The organism is Rhizobium lentis (genome assembly GCF_014200175.1).
Lineage (GTDB): Bacteria > Pseudomonadota > Alphaproteobacteria > Rhizobiales > Rhizobiaceae > Rhizobium > Rhizobium mulingense.
In genome coordinates this window covers 351598-376055 of the sequence record NZ_JACHBD010000001.1, presented here as the reverse complement: position 1 = coordinate 376055, position 24458 = coordinate 351598, and the positions used below count along the sequence as shown (strand labels likewise).

The 24458-nt window shown below is 61.0% G+C and carries 19 protein-coding genes and 4 pseudogenes; 10 read left to right on the top strand and 13 right to left on the bottom strand.

The window, feature by feature from the left end:
• Positions 1-136 precede the first annotated feature (136 nt).
• Complete coding sequence (locus GGI60_RS01880) at positions 137-1483, bottom strand: GAF domain-containing protein (protein WP_183913068.1); 1347 nt, start codon at positions 1481-1483, stop codon at positions 137-139.
• A complete protein-coding gene (locus tag GGI60_RS01875) occupies positions 1480-1914 on the bottom strand; it encodes a hypothetical protein (protein ID WP_246720285.1) in 435 nt (144 codons plus the stop codon). Before GGI60_RS01875 ends, GGI60_RS01880 begins: the two co-directional genes overlap by 4 nt.
• A 212-nt stretch (positions 1915-2126) precedes the next feature.
• Between GGI60_RS01875 and GGI60_RS01870 the strand changes: the two genes are divergently transcribed.
• From GGI60_RS01870 to GGI60_RS01860, 3 genes are all read left to right on the top strand, one after another.
• Positions 2127-2834, top strand: a complete 708-nt coding sequence (locus GGI60_RS01870; RefSeq protein WP_183913072.1) for a hypothetical protein — start codon at positions 2127-2129, stop codon at positions 2832-2834.
• Positions 2835-3384: 550 nt separating this feature from the next.
• Positions 3385-4878 (top strand): nitrous oxide reductase family maturation protein NosD, encoded by a 1494-nt coding sequence (locus GGI60_RS01865; protein ID WP_183913073.1) that lies wholly within the window; start codon positions 3385-3387, stop codon positions 4876-4878.
• Between the two features lie 386 nt (positions 4879-5264).
• Positions 5265-6734: a right-handed parallel beta-helix repeat-containing protein gene (locus tag GGI60_RS01860; RefSeq protein WP_183913075.1), complete on the top strand. Its 1470-nt coding sequence runs from the start codon at positions 5265-5267 to the stop codon at positions 6732-6734.
• 49 nt (positions 6735-6783) lie between these two features.
• Here GGI60_RS01860 and GGI60_RS01855 read toward each other — a convergent pair whose 3' ends face one another.
• The 3 genes from GGI60_RS01855 to GGI60_RS01845 form a co-directional block, all read right to left on the bottom strand.
• Positions 6784-7065, bottom strand: a complete 282-nt coding sequence (locus tag GGI60_RS01855) for a nodulation protein (protein ID WP_183913077.1) — start codon at positions 7063-7065, stop codon at positions 6784-6786.
• Positions 7066-7179: 114 nt separating this feature from the next.
• Positions 7180-7956, bottom strand: coding sequence for a protocatechuate 3,4-dioxygenase (locus GGI60_RS01850; RefSeq protein ID WP_183913079.1), 777 nt, complete (start codon positions 7954-7956; stop codon positions 7180-7182).
• Between the two features lie 99 nt (positions 7957-8055).
• The gene (locus GGI60_RS01845) at positions 8056-9957 is read right to left on the bottom strand and encodes a potassium transporter Kup (protein ID WP_183913081.1); all 1902 of its coding nucleotides are present in this window, start codon (positions 9955-9957) and stop codon (positions 8056-8058) included.
• 215 nt (positions 9958-10172) lie between these two features.
• On the opposite strand from GGI60_RS01845, the gene GGI60_RS01840 reads away from it, so the two are divergent.
• Positions 10173-11756 carry a Na+/H+ antiporter gene (locus GGI60_RS01840; protein ID WP_183913083.1) on the top strand — a complete coding sequence of 528 codons (1584 nt, stop codon included), beginning with the start codon at positions 10173-10175 and terminating at the stop codon, positions 11754-11756.
• Positions 11757-12119: 363 nt separating this feature from the next.
• Positions 12120-12542 carry a TIGR02594 family protein gene (locus tag GGI60_RS01835; RefSeq protein ID WP_183913085.1) on the top strand — a complete coding sequence of 141 codons (423 nt, stop codon included), beginning with the start codon at positions 12120-12122 and terminating at the stop codon, positions 12540-12542.
• 105 nt (positions 12543-12647) lie between these two features.
• On the opposite strand, the gene GGI60_RS01830 is transcribed toward GGI60_RS01835, so the two are convergent.
• Positions 12648-14069 (bottom strand): pyridoxal-dependent decarboxylase, encoded by a 1422-nt coding sequence (locus GGI60_RS01830; RefSeq protein WP_183913087.1) that lies wholly within the window; start codon positions 14067-14069, stop codon positions 12648-12650.
• Positions 14070-14277: 208 nt separating this feature from the next.
• Positions 14278-14685, bottom strand: a pseudogene (locus GGI60_RS01825) (phytanoyl-CoA dioxygenase family protein); the annotation flags it as partial.
• On the opposite strand from GGI60_RS01825, the pseudogene GGI60_RS01820 reads away from it, so the two are divergent.
• Positions 14679-14822 (top strand): annotated as a pseudogene (locus GGI60_RS01820) (AraC family transcriptional regulator); the annotation flags it as partial. The pseudogenes GGI60_RS01825 and GGI60_RS01820 sit on opposite strands and share 7 nt — an antisense overlap.
• A gap of 894 nt (positions 14823-15716) precedes the next feature.
• Positions 15717-16222 (top strand): annotated as a pseudogene (locus GGI60_RS01815) (N-acetyltransferase family protein).
• Between the two features lie 142 nt (positions 16223-16364).
• Here the strand turns inward: GGI60_RS01815 and dapB are convergent.
• Together dapB and GGI60_RS01805 are read right to left on the bottom strand one after the other, a co-directional pair.
• Positions 16365-17135, bottom strand: coding sequence for a 4-hydroxy-tetrahydrodipicolinate reductase (dapB, locus tag GGI60_RS01810; protein WP_183913089.1), 771 nt, complete (start codon positions 17133-17135; stop codon positions 16365-16367).
• A 168-nt stretch (positions 17136-17303) separates the two neighbouring features.
• Positions 17304-17519, bottom strand: coding sequence for a hypothetical protein (locus tag GGI60_RS01805; protein WP_183913091.1), 216 nt, complete (start codon positions 17517-17519; stop codon positions 17304-17306).
• A gap of 298 nt (positions 17520-17817) precedes the next feature.
• Here GGI60_RS01805 and GGI60_RS01800 point away from each other — a divergent pair, with 298 nt between their 5' ends.
• Entirely contained in the window at positions 17818-18291 is a 474-nt protein-coding gene (locus GGI60_RS01800) for a VOC family protein (RefSeq protein WP_183913093.1), read from the top strand.
• A gap of 48 nt (positions 18292-18339) precedes the next feature.
• Here the strand turns inward: GGI60_RS01800 and GGI60_RS01795 are convergent, their stop codons facing one another.
• Positions 18340-18741 (bottom strand): GFA family protein, encoded by a 402-nt coding sequence (locus GGI60_RS01795; RefSeq protein ID WP_183913095.1) that lies wholly within the window; start codon positions 18739-18741, stop codon positions 18340-18342.
• 218 nt (positions 18742-18959) lie between these two features.
• Here GGI60_RS01795 and GGI60_RS01790 point away from each other — a divergent pair, with 218 nt between their 5' ends.
• A complete protein-coding gene (locus GGI60_RS01790; RefSeq protein WP_183913097.1) occupies positions 18960-20840 on the top strand; it encodes an ABC transporter ATP-binding protein in 1881 nt (626 codons plus the stop codon).
• A gap of 151 nt (positions 20841-20991) precedes the next feature.
• Here GGI60_RS01790 and GGI60_RS01785 read toward each other — a convergent pair whose 3' ends face one another.
• From GGI60_RS01785 to GGI60_RS01775, 3 genes and pseudogenes are all read right to left on the bottom strand, one after another.
• A complete protein-coding gene (locus GGI60_RS01785) occupies positions 20992-21765 on the bottom strand; it encodes a phosphodiester glycosidase family protein (RefSeq protein WP_183913099.1) in 774 nt (257 codons plus the stop codon).
• A gap of 296 nt (positions 21766-22061) precedes the next feature.
• Positions 22062-22235: a hypothetical protein gene (locus GGI60_RS01780; RefSeq protein WP_016733396.1), complete on the bottom strand. Its 174-nt coding sequence runs from the start codon at positions 22233-22235 to the stop codon at positions 22062-22064.
• A gap of 203 nt (positions 22236-22438) precedes the next feature.
• Positions 22439-23661 (bottom strand): annotated as a pseudogene (locus GGI60_RS01775) (argininosuccinate synthase).
• Between the two features lie 126 nt (positions 23662-23787).
• On the opposite strand from GGI60_RS01775, the gene GGI60_RS01770 reads away from it, so the two are divergent.
• On the top strand, positions 23788-24255 hold the full coding sequence (locus GGI60_RS01770; protein ID WP_183913101.1) for an Lrp/AsnC family transcriptional regulator: 468 nt from the start codon (positions 23788-23790) through the stop codon (positions 24253-24255).
• Positions 24256-24458 lie beyond the last annotated feature (203 nt).

Here is a 24458-nt window from a genome sequence, read left to right as displayed (position 1 = left end):
AAAACTTCTATTGCCGCCCCAATCTTTACACGTTGCGAGTTCCTGCAATTCCCGCTCCGGATTTTTTCGGATAACTTGCCGCGTTCCAATGCCTAAAGACACGAAATGCGCCAAGCAGCGAAACCTCGCCACCCGCTCACTCCTCTACCACCTCAATCTCCGGCCGCCCGGCGAGTGTCAGCCGCAGACGGCCCCGGTCGGCGCGTTCGAGCATGATCGGACCCGCCTTTTCATCCAGTCGCCGGCGCAGGAGGATCAGCCGGGTTTCCAGATTGTCCTTGAAGTCGGGCAGTTGCAGGCGCCGGTCGCGGCGGATCTCGCGGTTCAGAAAGTCCCGCTTGCCGGTCCGCATATAGTCCTCGAGGAAGTGCAGGAGCAGCCGCCCGGGCACGCCGCGGATCAGATAGTCGTCGTCGACGAACAGAGAGCCGTCGCGCGGATAGAAGCGCACGGCGATGCGCCGGTCGGCTTGCATGCTGCCGGCCTGGTCGGCCGGGGCCTCCGCCCTTTCCCGCCCATTCGTCTCCGCCCGCTCGCGTTCCTCGGACAGGAAGGAGAGCGCGGTGGCGAGATGCGCTGCGATCACGATCAGCGCCTCCTCGTCGCGATGGCGGAAGGTGAAGCGCTCGGTCGATTCTGAAAACAGCACGCCGACAGGCCTTCCCCGCGCGACAAGCGGCAGCGCGATCTGGCTGAGCGGCTTGTCGAGCGCCGGAAGTGGGATCGGCGTCGCATCCTCGACGCCCGCCATGGCCCGCACCGCCTGGATGTAGCGCTGGCCGCGACTGAGATCGGTGATCCGCACATTGCGTCGCCGCTCGGCCGCAAGCCCGATAACGCCGCGTCCGGCCGGAACCTCGGCGCCGAAGCCGAACTGGTCGTAGCCGCGGCTGGCGATCGTCGTCAGCCCGCCGCGTTCGCCGTCCGGCACCAGGACCATGGAATGGCGGTAGCCGAAGAGTTCGCCCATGCCTTCGAGTGTCGCGTCGAGCAGCGTTTCCGGATCGCCGCAATCCGACATTCGTGCCGTCAGCCGCGCCACCTTACTCATCAAATCGGGCAGGACGAGGGGCGCCGGCTCGACCAGCGGATGGGCCGCCGGCACGGCCCGACAGTCCTCCACCCGGTAGATGTCGACGGCGCGCAGCTTCATGATCCCGCTCATCCGGCTTTCCAGGATCGCCAGATGGATCGCCACCCGCTCGAACGTCTCGCCCTCCGTCTCGGAGCGATCGAACACTAAGTCGAGCACGTGCTGCTGGCCGCTATAGCCATCGACCACCATCACGGTCGCAAGCCCGTTGCGCGCCACATTGGCGGCGGTCTTGGAGAAGAACTGGTTGGAGAGCGCAACATGCGTCTCGTCGACATAATGCACGTGCGAGAGATAGGAAATATTGGGCATCCCGTCGGCATCAGTAGTGGCGATGATGGAGGGAATGACTCCCTCAAGGCTGTCGCGCAGCCTTTCGAGCGGGATCATGCAGCGGCTTCCGGCGTCAACCTGCGCCCAGCGCCCGGGCCCGGCGTCTGCTCGAAGATCTCCTGCGGCTCGATCGTCAGGCAGATGAGTTCCCGGTCCGACAGTGTGCTGGAGAGCTGCATCCGGGTGACCCCGAGTGCCAGCATTCGCGCCAGCTGTTCTGCGACATAGGCCTCGCCCCGTGCGCGGCCGGCGGCGTCCGCCGGCCTTGCTTCCAGTACCCAGCCCTTGATCTGGCAGGCCTTGTAGTCGGCGGCACGCACATAGGTCGTGGCAATCGGCCGGCCAGGCAGCGCCTCGCTTACCGCTTTCGGCCATTGGCAGCGGGAGGCGAGAAAGTGCAGATGCCCGCTCTGCCGGTCGACGCGCACGCCGGAGCCGCGGCCAATCATCGGTCGGCCAGCCTCGTCGCGCGTCGCGAACAGCATCATGACGGGACTTTCTATGAATTCTGCGAGTTCCGGCCCCAGCAATGCTTTTTCCCCACCTCGAATTCAGGCGATGATAGTTGGTTAGGATATTCTTAGCAATCGTTCCAAGTGCTTAGGATGGTTTTAGGAAGCGCCGCGCACAGGCCTCGGTTATCTCCCGGTCATCAGCCCGGCGCACAGAAAGAGGCGCCGGCCAATGAGAGGAAACCATCATGAGCCATGAATTCTCGCTTACCAGCATTCCCGATCTCAACGGCCGTTACGACATTTACGGCGCCATACACAAGGGCCTGCGTAAGGCCGGCTGCGATCTGCTCGGGCGTCTCGGCACGGCCGATTTCCAGAATGTCGAGGAGACGGTCTTCCTGACCGGCGACCTGCGCCATTACCTGACGCTGGCCGCCTCCCACGTCACTCACGAGGACGACAACATCCACGTGGCGCTTGCCGAGAAGGGGGTGTCGACCGTCACGCTCGACGAACAGCATGACGACCACCGCACCGCATTCCGGGAGCTGGAAGAACTGATCGTCGCCTGGGAAAAAGCCTCGCCGCTGCACAAGGCTGCCAGCGGCCGCAAGCTTTATCTCGCCTTTGCCGCCTATCTCGCCGACGACCTCGCGCATATGCATGAGGAGGAGGCCGTAACCGGCCCTCTGCTGTGGCGAAACTTTAACGACGAAGAAATATTCGGCATCGAGATGCGCATCATCGGCTCTCTGCCGCCGGAGAAGAGCATGGCCTTCATGCGCATCATGATCCCGGCCATCAATCCGGCGGAGCGTGCCGCACTCCTCGGCGCCATGAAGAAGGATGCGCCGCCGGAAATCTTCCAGGCGGTCATCGACTTCGCCGTCCGTCCGGGGCTCTCGGCCGGCGACTTCGCCAAGCTTGCCGACACGCTGAAGCTGGCGGCCTGAGAAGACGGCTGCGGGCGGGAGGACCGAGGCTCCGCCCGTGGCATCCTTTGAATATCAAGAGAAGAACCATGTGCAAACCAAACGGCGAGGCCGGCAACCCGGCCAAGTGTCAGCGCCGCGGCGACTGTCGCGGCTGCCCCCTTTTCGCTTTCGACGATGGCGAGCGAGAGGATCGCCGCACAGCGCCCGGTCCACAGATCTGGGCCGTGGGCCATTCCGCCGATCTGGTGGCGAAATCGCGGAAGTGGGTCTTGCTGAATGAAGCGAGGTCTGCGGCGCGCTCAAGGGAAGGGAAGGTACGATAGCGTACAACCGAGATTTATTCGCCCTCGGGTCGTCAGTTTATGAAGCTGGGTTGCAGCTATCTTGCAATTGAACGGAGCTCGCGCCATTGGCTGTGGAATAAGACCCGCGAACTTAGCCGCTGCCGCATTGACAACATCTTCTCGCCTTCTTGCCATGGACGGTTGCCCCCGCCGCGTTCCGATCAGCCGACCCTGGCCGATCGCGCGGCGACATAGCGATCCGACGAACAGGGCAACATGGCGATATGACAATCTACTATGTGAACTCAGCGACTGGCTCCGACCGCAACAGCGGGACGGGCCAGAACTCGGCTTTTGCGACTTTGTCCAAAGTGGAATCCTTGACGCTGAAACCGGGCGACAGCGTGCTTCTCGCCAAGGGAAGCGTCTTCAACGAGCAGTTCGATATCAAACATTCCGGCAGCGCCGATGCGCCGATCAAGATCGGCAGTTACGGGACGGGTGAGGCGCCTGTCATCCATGGGGGCAATGACGGCGTCCACAGTCTTTACGCCTCGAACATCGTCATTGAGAACCTCAAGATATCAAACAGCGGCGGTGCGGCCATCTATGGCGGCAATGTCTCGAATTGGACGGTGCGCAACGTCGAGATTGACAAGGCGGGATCGTCGGCCGAAGCAGGTTCGGTGACCTTTCGCAGCAGCAAGAACATCACGATCGAAGACAGCAAGATCTCGGGCGTCAAAGGCGACGGCATCTGGATCGAAAAGGTCGATGGCGTCAAACTTCTCAACAACACGGTCACGAACAGCCATGGCGCTAGGGCCGACGCCGTCCAGGTGAACGACAGCAGCAATATTCTGATCCAGGGCAATCATCTCGATCAGACGCAAGCCGATAGTTCGAAAGGCGTGATAGCGCTGGTGCGGGCCACCAATGCTGTGATCGAGGACAATACGCTGACCGGTGGCGGCTTTGGCATCAGCGCCCCCGCGGGCAAGAATGTCGCCATCCGCGACAACGACATATCGGGCTTTCACGGTTACAGCTGGTCTTTCGCCGTCGGTCTCGGCGATCAGGGCAATAGCAGAGATTACGATATTTCCGGCAATCATATCCACGACGGGGCGTGGGGCGTGGTCGTCACCGCTCCCGTCGACGGCACGAGCTATGTCCGCAGCGGTATCAAGGTCCATGACAATGTCTTCGACGACCTCACGCAGTCGGCGCTGAAAGTCGACCGGCCGGCATCCGGCTCTTTCTACAACAATACCATCGAAAGCGGCGTCGACGCGTACAGCATATCGCCTGCCGTTGCCGACGCGCATACTTTTTCCGTCAGCAACAACCATATAGTCGCCAATGTCGAGACGGCGCTGGCAACGACTGCCACCAAGGCGGCGGCAACGACGGACGCGTCGGCGGATCAGGCGGTTGTCGCGGTTCATGACAATCTGAAGATCTTCACGGATACGGGCGAGTCCCATCGCGGCAATCTCCTGGAAAACGACAGCTCCGACAATGGAACCCTGGTGCTTCGCCGCTTCGGGAACGAAAGCGTCGGCAAGCATGGCCTGACCCTGACCGGGGAATACGGCACCATCCATATCGACCGGGACGGCAGCTATGCCTATACGCTCGATGAGACAAAGCTGCCTGCCGATCATGATGGGCATGTGAGCGAAACCTTTGGCTACGGGATCAACGATGGCACCTCGCAGCATAGCGACGGGGATACGCTGACCGTCTTCGTCCATATGGATGGTCTGCTGAGCTGAGGGCGACAATTCAGCCCGATTTCTCTCCGACCTTCTCCTGAGGCGCCCTGCGAGGGGCGCCTCTAAGGGTTTAGGGTGCTCAGCCGCCGCTCGGCCGGCGGCCAGCGAGCGTTGTCGACCTCTTCTGTGACTTGCCTAACGTGAATTGTCCGGCGCTACGTTACCGTTCGTTCACCTTCCGGTCGTTGTTTTCTAGATTATTTTCTTATAAGTTGTATCGTTGAGGATGCAGCCACCGCCAGGCGCGGGGAGCGAGGCAGGCCCATGGCCTGCAGCCGCCGTAACGGCAATCGAAGGCCATCCTGGATGGCCTCAGCCCCCGACCGCATCCGATCCACTCGCTGCAGCCGTTTGAGACGGCTGAGCGACAATGAGAACAAGGCGATATGACAATTTATTATGTGAATTCAGCGACGGGCGCGAACACGAACGCCGGAACCAGTGAGGACGCGCCCTTTGCGTCGTTCTCGGCGGTGGAAAGCCTGAAGCTGCAGCCCGGCGACAGTGTCCTGCTCGCCGCTGGAAGCGTGTTCAACGACCAGCTCGACCTTAAATATTCCGGCACTGTCGCTGCCCCGATCACCATCGGCAGTTACGGCGTCGGCGATGCCCCTGTCATCCATAGCCCCAACGACGGCATTCACAGCCTCTATGCGTCGAACATCGTCATCGAGAATATCACTATCTCCGACACATCAGGCGCAGCGATCTATGCCGGTTACGTCTCAAATTGGACCGTGCGCAATGTCGAGGTCGACCATACCGGATTGTCCAAGTCCGGTTCGATCACCTTCCGGACCGGCTCGAACATCACCATCGAAAACAGCACGATCAACGACGTCAACGGCGACGGCATCTGGATCGAGAAGATCACCGGCGTCACTCTGCTCAACAATACTGTCACCAACGCTCACGGCACCGCGGCGGATGCCGTCCAGCTGAACGACAGCAGCAACATCGTCATCAGCGGCAATTATTTTGATCAGACGGGGGCGGTGACGCCAAAAGGCGTGCTGACGCTGGTGCGGCCCGTGGATGCGGTAATCGAGGGAAATACGATTATCGGCGGCGGCTTCGGGATCAGCGCGCAGGCCGGCACAAATGTCGCCATCCAGGATAACGATATTTCCGGCTATGGCGGCTACAGCTGGTCTTACGCCGTCGGCCTGGGTGACCAGGGCGATACCCGCAACTACGATATCTCCGGCAATTATTTCCATGACGGCGTGTGGGGCGTGTCGGTCAGCGCAGCTGGCACAACGACCTATGTTCGTGAGCACATCGATATTTACGGCAATTTTTTTGACGACCTGACGCAGGCGGCGCTGAAGGTCGACCGGCCGGCATCCGGATCCTTCCACGACAATTTCATTGCGAGCGATGTTACGCCCTACAGCATTTCCCCCTCGATCATTGCCGCGGCCACCTTTCCCGTCAGCGACAACACGACCATCGAAGAAGGTGCTGCCACGCCTGCAACTGCCGACAGTCTCGTCGTCACGGATGCCAGTATCGGCCTCGTGTCGGACACCGGGTTCACATCCCATGACGGCCTGAAACTTAACCCCGACAAAACCGCATCAGACAAGGCCGGCGCCCATCACGAGAATCCTATCGGGGAAAACGGCGTGTCGGATGGAACTTTGCTGCTTCGTCACTTCGGCAAGGCTGCCTTCGAAAAGCAAGGGCCGGCCCTTGGCAACGGCGATCACGCCTTCACGATCGAAGCTGCGGATCTCGCCGGCCCGGAAAACGGCAGCGGGATTTTCCATCATGAGACCGCACCTCAGCCGTTGCATCATTCACCAGTGGATGGGCCGGTCTTCTCGATCCTTCAAGACGGCCTGCTGCACTGATTGAGCGGCGCCTGGTTGCCACGGCTAAATGCGCTGGAGGCAAGGGCGCTCAGCGGTCGCCGAGCAGGATTCGCAAGACGTCGGCTTCGATTTCCGCACAAATGCTCTCGTATTCAGTGATAATCGCAGGATCGGCCGATCTATCCTTGCGCATGCGGTTGAGGACGTAGCAGGCTTTGCCATAGGCGCCGCACAATTCGTAGAGATCGGACCGTCTCGCTGCGGCGACTCTGATCGTCGCCCGCGTCGCCGGCAATCTCATCATCAACCTGGCCAGTCCCCGTTCGGCGGCATGCCTGGCGATGGGGGCGATGCCTTCCTTGCTGATCATGCCATCAACCCTCGCTGCCTCAATCTAGTGAGGTTCTGCTGTCGAGAGGTAGTACGCAGAAATCCTGCGTCTGGTTTCATGCCTGATGCAGGAAAGGTTCTCGCTCCTATCGGCTCAGGAGGAAAGACCGATCGTAATCGTGGCGGAAAGCACGCCGCCGTCGAGCTTTTCGAAATCGAATATGTGATCGACGGCGTCCTGCGGGATGAGGCCATCCTGATCGTTGCGCGTATCGCGGGGAGGGCGTCGGCGATAGTCGGTATGCCCGCCATAGACGATGTCGCTCAGCGCATCGTCGAAATAGATCTGGCTGACGAGAAGTTCCCTACCTTCGGCAAGGATGCGGCAGTGAACATGCGGCGTGCGGCCCTTGTACCATCCGGGATAGACCGTCAGAAAGCTTGCCTGCCCGGCCGCATCCGTCAACTGGCGGCCGCGAAAGGCAAGCCCGCTGATCGCCGCGGCGTCGTCGAGCGTACACATGTTGGCCGCTTCCCGGCCGGAATAGATGCCGCGGTGATCGGTATGCCAGATTTCGATATCGGCGTTTTCGACCGGTCGGCAATCGGCTGCGTGGACGATGCGGACGGCCAGCCGCAAGGGCAGCCCAGCCTTTCCTTCGGTGACGTCCTGCCGGGCCGGGATGTCGTTAACATGGCAGGGGCCAAGGGTCTGGGCGTTAGTTGCGACGCAATTCGGGCGCGTCCGGAAGAGCGGCGCGGGGAGCTTTTCCAATGCGACGGACCGTGTGCCGCCGCTGAGGAAATCAGTGCCCTTCCAGTCGAATGTCCTGGCGGCCACGACGATTTGTCGCCGCGGCCAGAATGCCGGCGCAGCGACCAATGATGCGACAATGGTCGCACCGCCCAGCATAAGGGTCCGCCTCTTCATCTGTCCTCCTTTGCCGCAGAAGAGCGTGTAAAGCGAATGGACCAGGGATTTCGAGTTAAATCCCGACAATGACGACTGCAGCGAGACGATCCTCACGCCTCAGATGGCGACCTGTTCGCCGAGTTCGACGACGCGATTTGACGGCAGGTTGAAATAGTCGGACGGGTCGATCGCAAAACCTTCCAACGCCATGAAGATCCGTTCCTGCCAGCCTGGCAGCCCGGTATTCGGCGTCCTCACGAGGTTGCGGCGACCGAGATAGAAGGAGGTCTTCATGATCTCGAACTTAAAGCCGCCCTCCCGGCAGAGAGCCAAGGCCCTGGTGACATCCGGATCGTCCATGAAGCCGAAGATGATGTCCAGGCGGACAAATCGCGGCGAAAGCTGGCTGATCTTGATGCGTCTGCTGTCGGGGACATAAGGCTCGTCCTCGGTCCAGACGGTCAGGATGACGTTCTGTTCGTGGAGCACATGATTGTGCTTGAGATTGTGCAGCAGAACATTCGGCGTCCGATCGGGGACGCTGGTCAGAAAGACCGCCGTTCCCGGCACGGTGACCGGCGCATGCTCCGACTTCCGCTCGATCGATTTGATGAAGGAATCGAGCGGGATCTCATTGTTGGCCCGCAGTCTCTTCAGGTAGGCCTGCCCGCGGGTCCATGTCCACATCAAAATCATGATCGCCAGCGCCAGTGCGACCGGAACCCAGCCGCCATCATAGATCTTCAACAGGTTGGCGGCGAGGAACATGACCTCGATAGTGAAGAGTGGCAGCAGCAGGACCGCGGCGAGCACAAGGGAGTAGCCCCACACGGCCCGCAGGAACTGGAAGACCAGCATCGTCGAGATGACCATGGTACCGGTCACCGAGATGCCGTAGGCGGTCGCCAGCGACTCCGAGTCGCCAAATGAAAAGATCAGCATCAGCACGCCGATCAGCAGGAGAAGATTGACGCTTGGCACGTAGATTTGGCCGGTGTTGGTCTCCGAGGTGAATTTGATCCGCAGTCTCGGCAGGAAGCCGAGATGAACCGCCGAGCGGGCCAACGAAAACGCGCCTGTTATGACAGCCTGGCTGGCGATGATCGTTGCCATCGTCGCCAGAATGACCACTGGCAGCAGAATCCAATCGGGAAACATCAGAAAGAACGGATTGGAGGCCGTTTCGGGATGGGCGAGAACGAGCGCGCCCTGGCCGAGGTAGTTCAATAGCAAGGCCGGAAAGACGAGCACGAACCATGCCGTCTGGATTGGCCGACGTCCGAAATGTCCAAGATCGGCATAGAGCGCTTCGCAACCTGTCACCGTCAGAAAGACGGCGCCGAGCACGATCAGGCCGACGGTACCAGCATGGGCGAGGAACGAGAGCGCGTTGAGCGGATTGAGCGCGGCCAGGATTCTCCAGTCGTCGCCGATATGGATGAGGCCGCCGGCTGCCATGGCTAAAAACCACAAGACGGTAACCGGCCCGAAAAACATCGAGACAGCAGCCGTCCCCCTCGACTGGGCGGCGAAGAGGACGATCATGATCGCCGCCGACGCGAGAGGAACATAGTCGGCAAAGGTCGGCGTGATTAGTTTCAGGCCTTCGAGCGCCGACATGACCGAGAGGGCAGGCGTGATCATCGCATCGCCGATGAAAAGGGCCGCCCCGATCAGCCCGGCGAAGAACAGCACCGGCACGTTTCGTCCCATCTTCTTCATCAGAAGGGCGAGAAGCGAGAGCGTGCCGCCTTCGCCGTCATTGTCGGCCCGCAGCAGGAACAGCACATATTTGAAGGTCACGATGACAGTCAGGGTCCAGACCATCAGCGAAATCAGACCGATCACCTCCGGCTCGTGTATGCCATCGGCGGCAAAGGGCCTCAGCGCTTCGCGGAAGGCATAGAGCGGGCTGGTGCCAATATCGCCGTAGACGACGCCGATTGCGCCGATAACCAATCCGACAAAACCGTTGCGGCTGCCAGCGTCACCGGTCTTGTCTGCATGTGTTGGAGTCATGGTTCCCCGCTCATGGAGCTTGCTTACAAGCAGAAACATATGCCGCATTGGAGAACGGCAAGTAAATTGGCGCCGATGCAAACTTTTCGTGACGGCCAGGCGACAAATGCTGGCTGGTATCACGGCTCGGATCACGGCCAGGATGAATCGATTTCGATCTGGGAAAATTTTGTTGTAGGCATTCGAAATCAGTTTCCGGGCCGGGGGCGAGGCAGATGGAACCAACCCAATTGTTCGAGCTTGTCATCGCGATGTTTCTTGCGATCATCGCGCTGCACTATGCCGCCCGCAGGCTCGGACTGCCGCCGTCCGTCGCGCTGCTGGCAGGCGGCGCGCTGCTTGCCTTCGTGCCAGGCCTGCCGGCGATCACCGTCGATCCCGGGCTGGTGCTCGTCATCTTCCTGCCACCGCTGTTGATGGACGGCGCCTGGTCGATCGCGTTGGCGCGCTTGCGGCGCCATATGATCGGCATCGCCTCGCTCGCCGTCGGCGCGGTATTGTTCACCTGCGCCATCGTGGCCATGACAACGCATCTCTTTTTCCCATCACTTCCCTGGGCCGCCTGCGCGGCGCTCGGCGCCATCGTTTCGCCGCCCGATGCGGTGTCGGCCCGCGCCGTGCTGGAGCGTGTCAGGCTGCCGCGGCGGCTTCAGATCCTGCTCGAGGGCGAGAGCTTGCTCAATGATGCAAGCGGTCTGGTTCTTTTCCGTTTCGCCGTTGCCGCCGCCGCAACCGGAACATTCAGCGCGGTGGAGGCGGTCGGCGATTTCTTCGAGCTGGCGCTGGGCGGCGCCGTCGTCGGCTTGGTGGTGGGGGCGACGTGGGTCAAGCTTGTCCGGCGTCTCGGCGACGAATATCTCATCATCGCCGCCACGGTGCTGCTTGCGTGGATTTCCTATCTGCTCGGCGAACTGCTGCATGTTTCTGGCGTCATCGCCACCGTGACCACGGGGCTGATCGCGTCCTGGCACCAGCACACCGTCCTTTCAGCGGCCATGCGGATGCGCGGCACGTCGTTCTGGACCGTGATGATCTTCCTGATGGAAGCGGCGGTCTTCACATTGATCGGGCTGTCGCTTCGCGACGTGGTCGAACGCGGCGGCGGCTTCGCCACTGTGATCGCGACCATGGGGCTGCCGATGCTGGCGATCCTCGTTACGCTGGTGATCGCGCGGTTTGCCTGGGTCTTTGGCTCCGATCTCGTCATCGGTTTCTGTGCCGCCTTCGGCTTAAAACGGGTCCAGCCGATCGGCGCCGGCGGCGCTGTGGTGCTTGGCTGGGCGGGTGTACGCGGCGTGGTGACGCTCGCTCTCGCCCTCAGCCTGCCCGAGACATTCCCGGGCCGCGACTTCATCCTCGTCACGTCGTTCGCCGTCATTCTCGGAACCGTGCTCGTCCAGGGCACGACATTGGGACGGGTGATTGCCTGGGCGCGGCTGGCTGAACCCCCGTCGGAAAGAGCGCGCCTGACGATGAGCCAGGCTGAAGCGGCCATGGCGCAGGCGCAGCTCGGGATCGTCCAAAACCTGGCGTATGACGCAGAGGGCAAGCTCATCCATCCTCAATTGCTGGAACGATATCAGCGCCGGGCGACCGCGATCGTCGACTACGCCGCGAGGACGGAGCACTACATGCCGGCGCTTCATGCTCATTTCGATGTCGTCCTCGAAGCCGTTGCAGCAGGTCGCCGGGAACTCATCCGGCTCCATCGCGCCGGCGAGATCGATGACGAGACGTTGCACGAGCTGGAGCGGGATCTCGATCTAGAGGAGCTGAGTGCGATCTCTGCCAAGGCCTGATCCCACAAGTCTCAAAGCTGACGAAGTATTACTTTCTGCGCCGAAAGTATTATCTGTGTCGTTGGAAATATAAGTCGTGCGGGTGATGACGGCGCTATGCGACGTCATCCAATGCGGCTTGTCGATGATGGCCCCTTCTACCGCAGAATTCAGGTTTTCTCTGCGATAGGCCGAACGTTTCGAGATGACCTTTCTGAGACAGTATTGCCCTTGAATGCTGCGGCGATTGTCTGTGTATTTTAGAAAAATTCCCCGGCAGATTGTTTCTAATTGCCGCCATGATTCGAATATACGTTCCCGGCCGCGATTTTTTCTTCGCCACATTTCTGATGTTCCAAATTATCCAAACAATGGTGAGAAACAATGAAAATTATTCTCGTCATAGCCCTCACGCTATTTGCCGTCCCCTGTAAGGCCGACATGCTGGGTACAGCTTCCAAATACGACCGCATGCACGAGCGCTCGATCTCGTTCCTCGGTGTAAATCCGCGGAGAATATCCTGGTGCGGCGCGTTCCTGGCTTTTGTCGCCAAACGATCCTCGCGGCAGCCGCCTGACAATCCCAACTTGGCGCGCTCCTGGATGAAGTTCGGCAAGCCGGTCTTCGCCCGCTCGGCCAGGCGCGGCGACGTGGTGGTAATCCGAAGCGGCAGGCGTTTCCACGTCAGCCTGTTCGACCATTTCGACCAGCGGCGTCAGTACGTCTACCTCTTCGGCGGCAACCAATCCAACCGGGTGCAGCTGTCGCGTTACCGCGCCAGCTCGGTCGTCGCCGTGCGACGATGATGGCGAGGGTGGCCGTCCTCGTCCTTCGAGGGCCTCAGGATGAGGTCGGAGAGAGGGAGTCGCTGGCTCGCTGCGAGCTATGGCGGGATGGCCTAACGAGCAGTCCTATCCTGCGCTGCGACCGGCAGGATCGCTCACGCTCTTGTAAGCGGCGATGATGCTCTCCGCCGCGAGCCGCGCCTCGTCCGCCGTAGTCTGGTAATTGCTGACGGAGAGGCGCAGGACGTCGCCGCCGCGCCATTTGGCGCCGCCGGCGAAGAGGATGCCGTCCGCCTGGATCTTTTCGATCACCTTTCGCGTCAGCGCGTTGCTCTCGTTGTCCGGGCGATCGGCTCCGAAACGGACGACGAGCTGGTTCAGCGCCACCGCGTTCAGAATGGCAATGCCGGGTTCGCGCGCGAGCCGGTCGGCCATCAGGTGGGCCGAGGCGCAGCATTGGTCGACGAGGAACTCGATGCCGTCGCGGCCGAGATGTTTCAGCATCGCCCAGGTGGCGAAACCGCGTGCGCGCCGCGAAAGCTCCGGCACGTAATGGGAAGGATCCCGCTCGCCTTCGCCGGCGAGCGGCAGGTAGCTTGCAGCGATCGTCATGGCGCGGCGGTGGGCGAGTTCGTCGCGGACGATCGCATAGCCGCAATCATAGGGCGTCTGCAGCCATTTATGGCCGTCGGTCGCCCAACTGTCGGCCCCTTCGATGCCGCGACTGAGATGGCTCACCTTCGCCGATGCCTGCGCCCACAGGCCGAAGGCGCCGTCGACATGCACCCAGGCGCCTTTCGCTTTCAGCGGTGGGATGAGCCTGTCAAAATGGTCGAAAGCGCCGGTATTGATCTGGCCGGCCTGAAGAACGGCGATCAAGGGGGCGGCGACCGCGTCAACCGCTCCGGGAAGTGCCGCCGGGTCGATCCGGCCCATCGCGTCGGTGGGCAGGCGCACCACACGGTCATGCCCGAGACCAAGGAACTGGAGCGCGGAGAAGACGGTTGTATGGGCATCGTCGCCGATCAGCACGGTGATCTCAGGCGCGCCGAACAGGCCGTCGGCATCGGCATCCCAGCCGACCCTTCGCAGCACCTCGCCGCGGGCGGCGGCAAGGCAGGTGAAATTTGCCACCGTGGCGCCGGTCACGAAGCCGACCGAGCTTTCAGCCGGCAGTTTCAGCAGATCGAGAAGCCATCGTGCCGCCGTGGCTTCAACGGCAGCCGCAGCCGGAGCGGCGAAATGGTTTCCGGCGTTCTGGCCCCAGGCGCTGGTGAGGAAATCGGCTGCGACGCCGACCGGGTGAGAGCCGCCGATGACCCAGCCGAAAAAGCGCGGGCCGGTGGTTGCATGTAGCCCGGGTTCGGCGCCATCGGAGAGCTGCCGGATGACATCGAGCATATCGGAGCCGGCCGCCGAAAGCGGTTCATCGAAGACGGCAAGGCAGGCGGCGTAATCGTTGCTTGGCACATGGCGGGCAAAGGCCGTTTCCCGAAATCCGGCCGCAAGCCGGGCGGCCTCCTGAAACAGAGTTGCGATTGCCGACATCGGATCCCCCGCGCCAACGGTTGCCGGCCCCTGAGAGAACCTCCTCAAAGCAAGCTGTTGACGCAGGCAGTCTAGCCGCTATTGCCGACGCTGTCTTGCCGCTCCTGTGAACGGGCGGCCACGACGCCACGCGGGCATGGCTTCGTGAGGCATTCAGCCGGACATCAGCAAACGGATGGCGCCTCCGTTTCCTGCGCGGCCATCGGCGCTACAGCATGTCCCCGAGGCTCCAGTGATTGTTCCAGCGGGCGTCGATTTCGTCATCGACGTTCTGGTAGCGGATGTCGGTGGAGAGGCGCAGGCGTCCGGCACGATCCTGGTTGGTCGTGGCGGCATGGATCATGTAGGGCGAGTGCAGGACCACGTCACCGGCTTCGTAATCGGCGGCGAGCCAGCGGGCGTTGAAGCGTTCGGCCATACCGGGGAGATCCTTCGAGACCCAGCCGCCTTCGGCCATATGGCTGTTATAGGCGTTGATCCGCTCCTCCGGCGAGAGATCGCCGCTGCGGAGCCGGAATTCGGCCTCCATCCCCCGCCCGATGGCGTGCGAGCCTTCGAGATAGACGAGACCGCCCATTTCGACGGGGACGTCGCCGATCGGAATCCAGGCAGTCACGGGCCACTAGCGATGAAAAGATTGAAACCATCGCCGCCAGGATCGGCATCGACGATCCGTTTTATTTCTCGCGCCTCTTTCACGCGCGTGAAAGCTGCAGCCCAAGCCAATTTCGGGCGCGGTACCGGAGGATGTGAGCGGCGCGGGAAATTGCCGTTATATGAGGATCCTTCGCCTTTTCCGCGACACCTAGGATAAAATCGATCAATACGTGAGCTGATTTTAAATATTGTTAGCGATTTCCTGCTGTAGCTTTTAATCACTCCGGGTAACTTTAAAATCCATTGCCTTTTCTGTAAGTATCCACCAAAGATATGGAAATATCATTCGCAGTTCTGTCAATGTCGTTCTGCCAATCAGCGGGGGATATGCACTGAAGTATTTTGTTCTCTACGCGCTGGTGTGCTCGACGGTTGGGGTAGTCCTTCTCGTCGTCATCCATCAGATCGCACCGTTCGACACGGACGGGCCGAACCATTTTGTCGCCGAGCGAATGATCGACGACACTGCGACCGGGACGGTCGGCAGTGCGCCGACCCGGCCAGATGACCTGGTTGTAGGGTCAACTCCTTCGCCCAATCAACCGCCCGTCCAACGGTCCGACCAATGGGACCTCCGGCCAACGAATTCGCCGGCGGAGGATCCATTCAATTCATCGGTTGCACGAAAGGGCGGTCGGGTGGGAACGCCGATGCAGTGACCAGGGGAGCACCGCGCAATGGCTGCTGGACCCCAAACACAGCCCAAAAATCGAGTTGATACGAGAGGCACCACTGTTTCAGCGTCCGTGGCAAAATCCGCGCCACTGCCAGCAGAAGACTGGTAACGCTCCTCATGCTTGATGCCACTATTATACAGCCTAAAGAGTAACAGCCGGTAATTTCAGGCTGCCCGCCCCGCCCGGTGCCGGCGAGCTGAGGTCGGGGATCAACACGGCTGCGGTGCCGCATCACTATTATCGTCACCGGCCTCGATTGCAGCGGCCCGAACTGTCAATATTGACAGTATCGCGTTGCTTGCAGGAGGTTGCGATGGATGTGAGCTGTGTGACGATCAGGCTTATCGAGGCAGACGAGGTGGAATCTTTCCGGCGCATCCGACTGGAAGCGCTTCGTGTGGAACCATCCTCCTTTGCCAGCCGCCTCGAAGATGGGAGGCTCTTTCGGAGGTAGACTGTCGCAATCGCCTGAATGAGCCGGTGTTCGTGGCGTTTCAGGACGGCGAACCTGTCGGCGTAACCGGCCTAGTTCGGCAGCGCTCGAGCAAAATGTCCCATCGTGCGACGGTCATCATGGTCTACATCAGCAAGAGCCTGCGCGGGACCGGTCTTGCGGGCAGATTGCTGGACGTGGTTACCGATCATGCGCGCGCGACAGGGATTCGGCAGCTCGAACTTTTCGTCAGTGCGGAGAACACTGCGGCAATTCGGTTCTACCAGCGCCAGGGCTTCTCGGAGGTCGGCAGGATTCCCGGTGGGGTGCTCGAGGAGGGCAGGGAGATCGATGACGTGATGATGGCGCGCCGTATCGTCGATTAGGCGTCACACGGACTTTTTCGCATAACGGTTTATCTCGGCTCTTGACCTCGGCGATACTCCGATCACCCCCGTCCTTCGAACCCCTTCGGGGCACCTCAGGATGAGGGCTGATCGTGGTGCGCGCAGTGTCTGTTCGCCTGTCTCACGTCAGACTAAGGACGTCCCGCATATTGTATTCGCCGGGCGCGCGCCCTGCGATCCAGCGGGCGGCGGCAAGCGCGCCGCGGGCGAACATGCCGCGATCGAGAGCCGAATGCGAAAGCGTGAGAACTTCCTCGGCGGCGGCAAACAGCACCGCGTGTTCTCCGACGAGCCCGCCGGCGCGCAGCACGGCGAAGCCGATCTCGCCGGGCGACCGCCCGCCGGTGATGCCGTCGCGCCCGCGCCGCTCGACGGAGGCGAGGGAAACGCCGCGTCCTTCAGCGGCCGCTTCACCGAGCATCAGTGCCGTGCCGGACGGCGCGTCGATCTTCTGGTTGTGATGCGCTTCTAGGATTTCGATATCCCAACCATGGGCAGGAAGGGCGCGCGCGGCCTGGCTGACGAGGCCAACGAGCATGTTGATGCCAATCGAGAAATTGCCGGAGCGCAGGATCGGAATGGTGCCCGCGGCCTCGGCGATCCGCTCGAGCTCGTCCGGCTCGAAACCTGTGGCGCCGATCACCAGAGCCGGCCCGCCCGCCGCGGCGCATAAGCCGGCAAGTTCGGCGGCAGCAGCTCCCGTCGTGAAATCCAGGATCACGTCGGCTGCCGCCATCGCGGCCGAACGATCGATCAACCCGGCGCCCGCGGCGGCCTCACGGCCGATGCCGCCGACGAAGGCAAAATCCGGATCGGCGGCCAGCAGCGACAAGAGGGCTCGACCCATGCGGCCGTTCGCGCCGGCGACGGCTACTTTGATTGGTGTGGTCACGTTCTTTCCTAACTCAGGAGGGTGAGCGCGAGGCGGAGGGGTTTTTCGCGCTGAACGCACATAAAACAGAGCGATGGTGTAGACAACGAGTGAGATCGGTATTTCCGCGAGACGGGATCAGAATGATGCGGCCGCCGGGCCCGGCGTCTTCTCGGGGCTGCCTGGCATCTACCAGTTGCCGGGGTCGGCGGTATGATCGATGCTGGCAAACTCGTCAGCTTTATGCCGGTCCAGCCTGACCTCGGTCGTCACGTTCGTCTCGTCGGTGACCGAGTAGCCGTCAGGGATCGGCCCCTTTGATAATTCCTGATACAGAAGCAGAGCGGCCTCCTCGGCGCTATCGGCCTCGATCTCGCGGGTAATTGATACGGTGTACTTGTGCATGGCTTCGGCCTCTCGATGGTCGCGCAGGTATGGCAGTCTGACACGAGTTTTGTGTTGAGGACACAAAAACCACGCCGCGTGGAATTTGATTCATGTGACGGCTTCGGGCCCCATTCGATGCCGGCTCGGACTTCTGCCGCGTTGATTGAGGCCGCGGCTCGATGCGTTGCCATGGCCAGCACCGCCGATGTGGCAGCTCGATCCTCATCTGCAGGAAATAATTCTGCATAGGCTGGAGAAAGACGGTTCGGCTCTTACTTCAGTTGGAGCAGGAAACGAACAGCGAAGGGGCCTCGCAATGGCGAAGAATACGATTTGCGTATGGTACGACAAAGAGGCTGAGGCGGCCGCCCGCTTTTATGCCGCGACTTTTCCGGACAGCGCCGTCGGTGCTGTCATTCGTGCGCCGGGAGATTATCCCGAGGGCAAGCAGGGAGACGTGTTGGTTGTCGAATTCACCGTTGCGGGTATTCCTTGCGTTGGACTGAACGGCGGTCCTACATTCAAACACAGCGAAGCTTTCTCATTTCAGATCGCAACCGAGGATCAGGAAGAAACCGACCGCTATTGGAACGCCATTGTCGGCAATGGCGGCCAGGAAAGCCAATGCGGCTGGTGTAAAGATAAATGGGGCGTGTCCTGGCAGATTACGCCTCGGGTGCTGACCGAGGCGCTGGCCGCAGGTGGTGACGAGGCAAAGCGCGCCTTTGATGCGATGATGACCATGCGGAAGATCGACGTTGCCGCGATCAAGGCCGCCCGGCGCGGCTGAGCCCGCCCGGACGATCTTTGTTCGGCCTAGGTCGGTGCATGGCGGGTTTCAGAACCAGAGATCGCGCACGCGGCGTGATTGGGAAGGAAGGTCTTCGAACGTCTCAAGGCCATCAAAGTGATCGATGGGCAAGTCGGCCACGAGATCCGGGGGCGCAAGCCGAATGTTGACTGCCATGCGGCGACGGCCATCGTTTTGAAGCCGCAGGCCGCGCCAGCTCAAGACACAGGCGCAGGAGGGGCAGAACAGGATTTCGAGAGATGAGTTCTCCCTGCCGGCGCGGGTATAGGAAGCGGTCTGCCCGGTCAGAGTGATACGCTCCCCCTCATAGTCATAGGCCCATAGAACGCCGTAGCGTCGGCAGAGGGTGCAGTTGCACGCGGTAATCGAGCCGGGATCGCCCTCGAGCGTCCAACTCGTCTTGCCGCAATGACATGAGCCCGTCAGCATGCGCGTACGTTCGACCTCTGCGCCTCTTCACACGCCGCATCCTGCCTCAATCGGATAGTGACGGCAATTGGACATTGCGACGTTGCTTCCCGGGCCCGAGCGCGATAACGCCCATTCGATCATTTTGGAATTTCTAATTGAGGTTGAGGCCGGAAGATGATCCCATGCGACCTGGCGTAGTTGAGTCCACGTCTCTTCCCCCTTTGATCCGGTGGCCAATGTCGATCTCAGATGCGATCTATCGTCCTTTCGAAACCTGGATCAGGCCGCTCGATATTGCCTATCGGCCGCTGCCGTCCAAGGGGCCGGTGGCCGTCCTTCTGCATTTCATTTCGATGTTTCGCGGCGTCCTGATCACCCTTGCGCTTTGCTCCATGGTGTTCGAGGTGATCAACCTGACGATCGTCTGGGGGCTTTCGGTCATCGTCGATGGCGTGACGCAACAGGGTGCTGCCGCCTTCCTGGAGAAGGAGTGGCTGCTGCTTGCTGTCCTCGGCTTCCTGATCTTTCCCGTGATGCCGATCGTTTCGTTCACGCTCAACACCCTGAGTTCGCATACATTGGGCATAGCCATGCCGGCTGCCATTCAGTGGCAGGGCCACAAGGCGGTGGAGCGCCAGGACCTTGCCTTCTTCCATGATCTCTATGCCGGCCAGGTTTCCTCGCGGCTGCAGCAGGTGTCTTCCGCCGTCCAGCAGCAGATCCTTGCCGGCTTCCAGTCCATCCCGCGTTTCCTGATGCAACTGGTCGGCTCCGTCATCCTGCTGAGCGCTCTGGCCTGGCAGCTTGCCGTGCCGGTTGTCGTCTGGATCGCGCTCAACGTCGCATTCACCGCCAGGGTCGTGCCTGTTTTCGTCGAGCGTTCGCGCCGCACCGCCAAGCAGCGCAGCATGGTGGCCGGCGCCATCACCGATCTCTATACCAACATGCAGATGATCAAGCAGTTTGCGGCCGAAGACAGTGAGGCAGGCGCAATCCGCCGCATCATTCAGAAGGCCGTGCAGACGCAGCATAGCGAGCAGCGTATCTATCGCTCGTCGGAAGTAACCGTTGTGGTTCTCAACACCCTGCTGTGGCTGGCCATGCTGTCGATCGGATTTTCCGGCCTCGTCAAAGGCTTCCTCACGGTCGGCGAGTTCGTCGGCGCGGTCTACATCCTCCACCGCCTGTCCTCGCAGATCTTCGTCTTCCTGCAGATGGGCCAGCAGATCTTCCAGGCGATCGGCACGATCAAGGACGCCATGCCCGTCATGACGACGCCGCCGACGATCAGCGACCGGCCGGATGCGAGCGAACTTGCCGTGCAACAGGGCGAGATCCGGTTTGAGAATGTCCGTTTCGCCTATAAATCGGGCAAGCCCGTGATCGACGCCCTGTCGCTGACGGTGCGGCCGGGCGAGAAGGTGGGGCTGGTCGGCCTCTCGGGTGCCGGCAAGACCACGCTCGCAAACCTGCTCCTGCGCTTCTACGACATTAAGGAGGGCGCGATCCTGATCGATGGACAGGATATTCGCACGGTCACTCAGACAAGCCTTCGCCGCGCCATCGGCGTCATCGCGCAGGACGTCGCGCTGCTGCACCGCTCGGTCGGCGACAATATCCGTTACGGCCGGCCAGGGGCGACGCAGGAAGAGATCGAAAGAGTGACGAAGATGGCGAGCGCCGATGCCTTCATCGCCGATCTTGCGGACAGCGAGGGCCGCAAGGGCTATGACGCCTTCGTCGGCGATCGTGGCATCAAGCTCTCCGGCGGCCAGCGCCAGCGCGTCGCCATTGCCCGCGTGCTGCTGAAGGACGCGCCGATCCTGGTGCTTGACGAAGCGACCTCCGCCCTCGACAGCGAATCCGAGGCCGCCATCCAGGAAAGGCTGAACCTCGTCATGGAGGGAAAGACAGTGATCGCCATTGCACATCGGCTTTCAACCATTGCCAGGATGGACCGGATCGTGGTGCTCGATCACGGGCGGATCGTGGAAGAAGGCAGGCCGGGCGAACTGGTCGAACGGGATGGCCTGTTTGCCCGCCTGTGGAAACGCCAGACCGGCGGTTTTATCCCTGAAGACATCCACGAGGCCTTGCCGGCCTCGCCGGAAATCTGACCGCTACGAGGTGATGAAAAACCGGCTGTCATGTCGCGCGTCCGCTTCTCGCCGTCCGCCCACCAGTCCTGGTGATCCTGGAGCTTCGCCGTCCGAGGCCCGATCCTGGCGCTGCAGGAAGTCATTCAGACGCCGGAACAGGCACGGAGCGCTATTCCACCAGCCCGAAGATCGGGCCGTAGCCGCCGTGCCAGGACCAGTCGTTGCGTCCCATTGCCGGATTGTAAACTCCGACGCCGCGTCCGCCATCGAGAAACAAGGCGTCGCGGCATTTCAGGCGATCGCGGAAAAGCCGCGCGAAATCGTGGAAATTCACGCTCTCGTCGCTGATTGCGAAGCGAACAGTTCCGTTTTCGCAGACGCCGACACCGCTTCGGCGGGTTCGGTCCGTCGAGCCTGCGATGAAGATCGGGTTGAGGTTGCCGGCGATGACGAGCATCGGACCGGACTGCGTGGCAAAGCGCGGCTTGGTGGCGAGCTTCAAATACTTTTCGGTCGGTACTATCCCAGCGCCTGCTTCACCAAGAAAGAACACGCCATTCGGCTTCTTGTAGAAATTCGGCACCTGGCCGGCGGCGCTTTCGGCAGCTGCCATGTTGGCGGGTTTCAGTTCCCTGCCGTTCTCGACATACAGTCCCATCGGCGAAAAGTCGGCCCGGTACATGCCGGCATTGACGGCGAAAGTCAGGTTTCGCCCTTCGGCGCGAACGGCGTCGGCAAGGTTTGAAAAAGCGCGGTATGGCTCGCCGTCGACGCCCTTCCAGAACAGACGCAGGTCGACTTTCCCCACTTCCAAGGTGCAGATGACGTATTTCGCCTCATCGAAGGTGACCTTTTCGCATTGTTCGGCCTGCGCGTGGTGAAGGGGCAATAAGGCTGCCAGCACTAATGCCAGAGCGAGCATGCCATGTTTCAGATAGATCATTTGGGTCAGGCATCCGATTTGCCGCCACGAGCTGGAATCCGGTTTCCGCGCTGGCGGCACTGCGGGGAGTGGGAACTCCGTAAATACCGCAATGATCGCTTTTCTGTGACTGGCAGCCGATGATTTCTGCTGGGTGGCGCTGAATGTCTACGCAACTACCGGTGCAATGGATTCAGCCAGGTCGAATGCCTCGATGCGTTTCTCGGCGCTATCGGGTGGATGCCGGTGCCGGGGCTAAGTCACCCTCACCTGGCCGCCGGCAAGCAGGTGAGGGTGGGGATCGTCAGCGGCAGTTTCTACCAGGCGGTACGGGCGGTGCCGAGGGCTGTCGTGTGCGAAGATGAAACCTGGGCGACGTGCGCCTTGAGCGATACGACACAGTTTCCGGGATAGGTGAGTTTGTGCAGCGTCAAATGCTTGAGCAACGCTTCTGCGTCGCGCTTCTCGGTCAGCGGAAATGTCACAGTCATGCGAGTTCTCCAAACGACAAACTGAGCATTGGTAAAAGTTAATGCCAAGTTTCTTTTGCGCCGCAACAAAAAAATTTTAATAATAAAATTAAAATCGATTAACTCTGGAATGCTGATTTTTAAAATCGTTTGAAATTCTGTGACGATTACCGATCGGATTGATCGGTGGCAGAAGCGGGTCAACCAGGCTCGCCGCTGCGAGCTCAGGCGCGGTATCTTCCGTTTCGGGCGGCCCAGTTTTTGAGGCGCAATCCGTTCAGCCTGATGAAACCTTCGGCGTCATGGTGGTCATAGGCGACCGCCCTTCCTCGAAAGTGACGAGATCGGGGGAATAGAGCGAGGAAGGGGAGACTCGGGATATGACCGAGGCGTTTCCCTTGTAGAGCCTCAGCGTGACTTCACCGCTGACGAAGGCCTGACTTCGGTCTATGAGGGCTTGCAGCATGTCCCGCTCGGGAGAAAACCAGAACCCATTATAGATCAGCTCGGCGTAGCGGGGCATGAGCTCATCCTTCAGATGCGCGGCGGCGCGATCGAGGGTGATCGATTCGATGCCGCGATGAGCCGAAAGCAGGATCGTGCCTCCCGGTGTCTCGTAAACGCCCCTCGACTTCATGCCGATGTAGCGGTTTTCCACCAGATCGACCCGCCCGACGCCGTGTCGCCCGCCTCGCTCGTTGAGTTCGGCGAGCAATGCGGCCGGCGTCATCGGCCTGCCGTCCACCGAAACCGGGTCGCCGCTTTCGAAGCCGATCGCGACAGTCTCGGGCCGATCCGGAGCGTCGACAGGATCGACCGTGCGCTGATAGATGTAATCGGGTGCGATCTCCGCCGGGTCTTCAAGCACCTTACCTTCGGTAGAGGTGTGCAGCAGGTTGGCGTCGATCGAGAAGGGGGCGTCGCCGCGCCTGTCCTTCGGCACGGGGATTTGATGCCTTGCGGCATATTCCAGCAACTGGGCGCGGGAGCGGATATCCCATTGGCGCCAGGGGGCAATGACCTCCATTGAGGAGTCGAGCGCATTGACGGCGAGTTCAAAGCGGACCTGGTCATTGCCTTTGCCGGTTGAGCCGTGGGCGACGGCGTCGGCACCGACCTCACGGGCGACAGCGACGAGGTGTTTGGCGATCAGCGGGCGGGCGATGGAACTGCCGAGGAGGTACTGGCCCTCATAGAGCGTATTGGCCCGCAGCATGGGAAAGACGAAATCTCCGACGAATTCCTCACGCAGATCGGTTATGCGAATGTCCCGAACACCCAGCATCTTCGCCTTAGCGCGGGCCGGTTCGAGTTCCTCGCCCTGGCCAAGGTCGGCGGTGAAGGTGACAACCTCGCACCCATAGGTCTCCTGCAGCCATTTGAGAATGATCGACGTATCCAGCCCGCCGGAATAAGCGAGCACGATTTTTCCCATCTTTCTTGCCATCAGCTTTTCTCCATATCGATCCGCTGGAACGATAGGCCAAAGCTCACGCAATGAGCTTGCGAAGCGTCCCTGAAATTGCGAAAGTTTGGCATGATATGCCAATATTCTGTGTTGCGGAGCTTTAAAATGACACTCACCTTGGATGCGATCGATCGGCATATCCTGCGCGTGCTCCAGCGCGGCGGGCGCATTTCCAATGTCGAGCTGGCAAGGGAGGTGGGGCTGTCGCCTTCGCCATGTCTACGCCGGGTGAGGCTGCTGGAAGAGGCAGGCATCATCGATCGCTATGTCGCCGTGCTCGACCCGACAAAGGTCGGGGCGGGTCTGACGGTTTTCGCCCGCGTGTGCTTCCGGACTCAGGATGCCGAGGTGACGCTGCGCTTCGCCGAGGCGGTGCGACGGTTTCCGGAGGTGATGGAATGCTACCTGACGACAGGAGAATGCGACGCCGTGCTGCGCATCGTCACCGCCGATCTGCACAGCTACTGGCGCTTCCAGGCCGATCATCTGACCCGCATTCCAAGCGTGCTCAGCGTCAAGACCGACGTGCCGATGGAAACGCTGAAACGGAGCTACGAGCTGCCGCTGCGATAGGCGCCGCTTACGCGCGGCGCCGTGTCAGCCAGACGAGGCCGTTGATCAAAGCAGCATCATGAACGGCGTGGGTGAGGTACTCCAGCGCCGTTTGGGGGGCGGGCGCCGATAACCATGGTAAAAGCGCCGACCAGGGTTCCGAGAAGGGCGAAGGACTGGGCGCAGAGCGCGGCCGAGCTGGGCGGAGAAGAACATGGACGCAA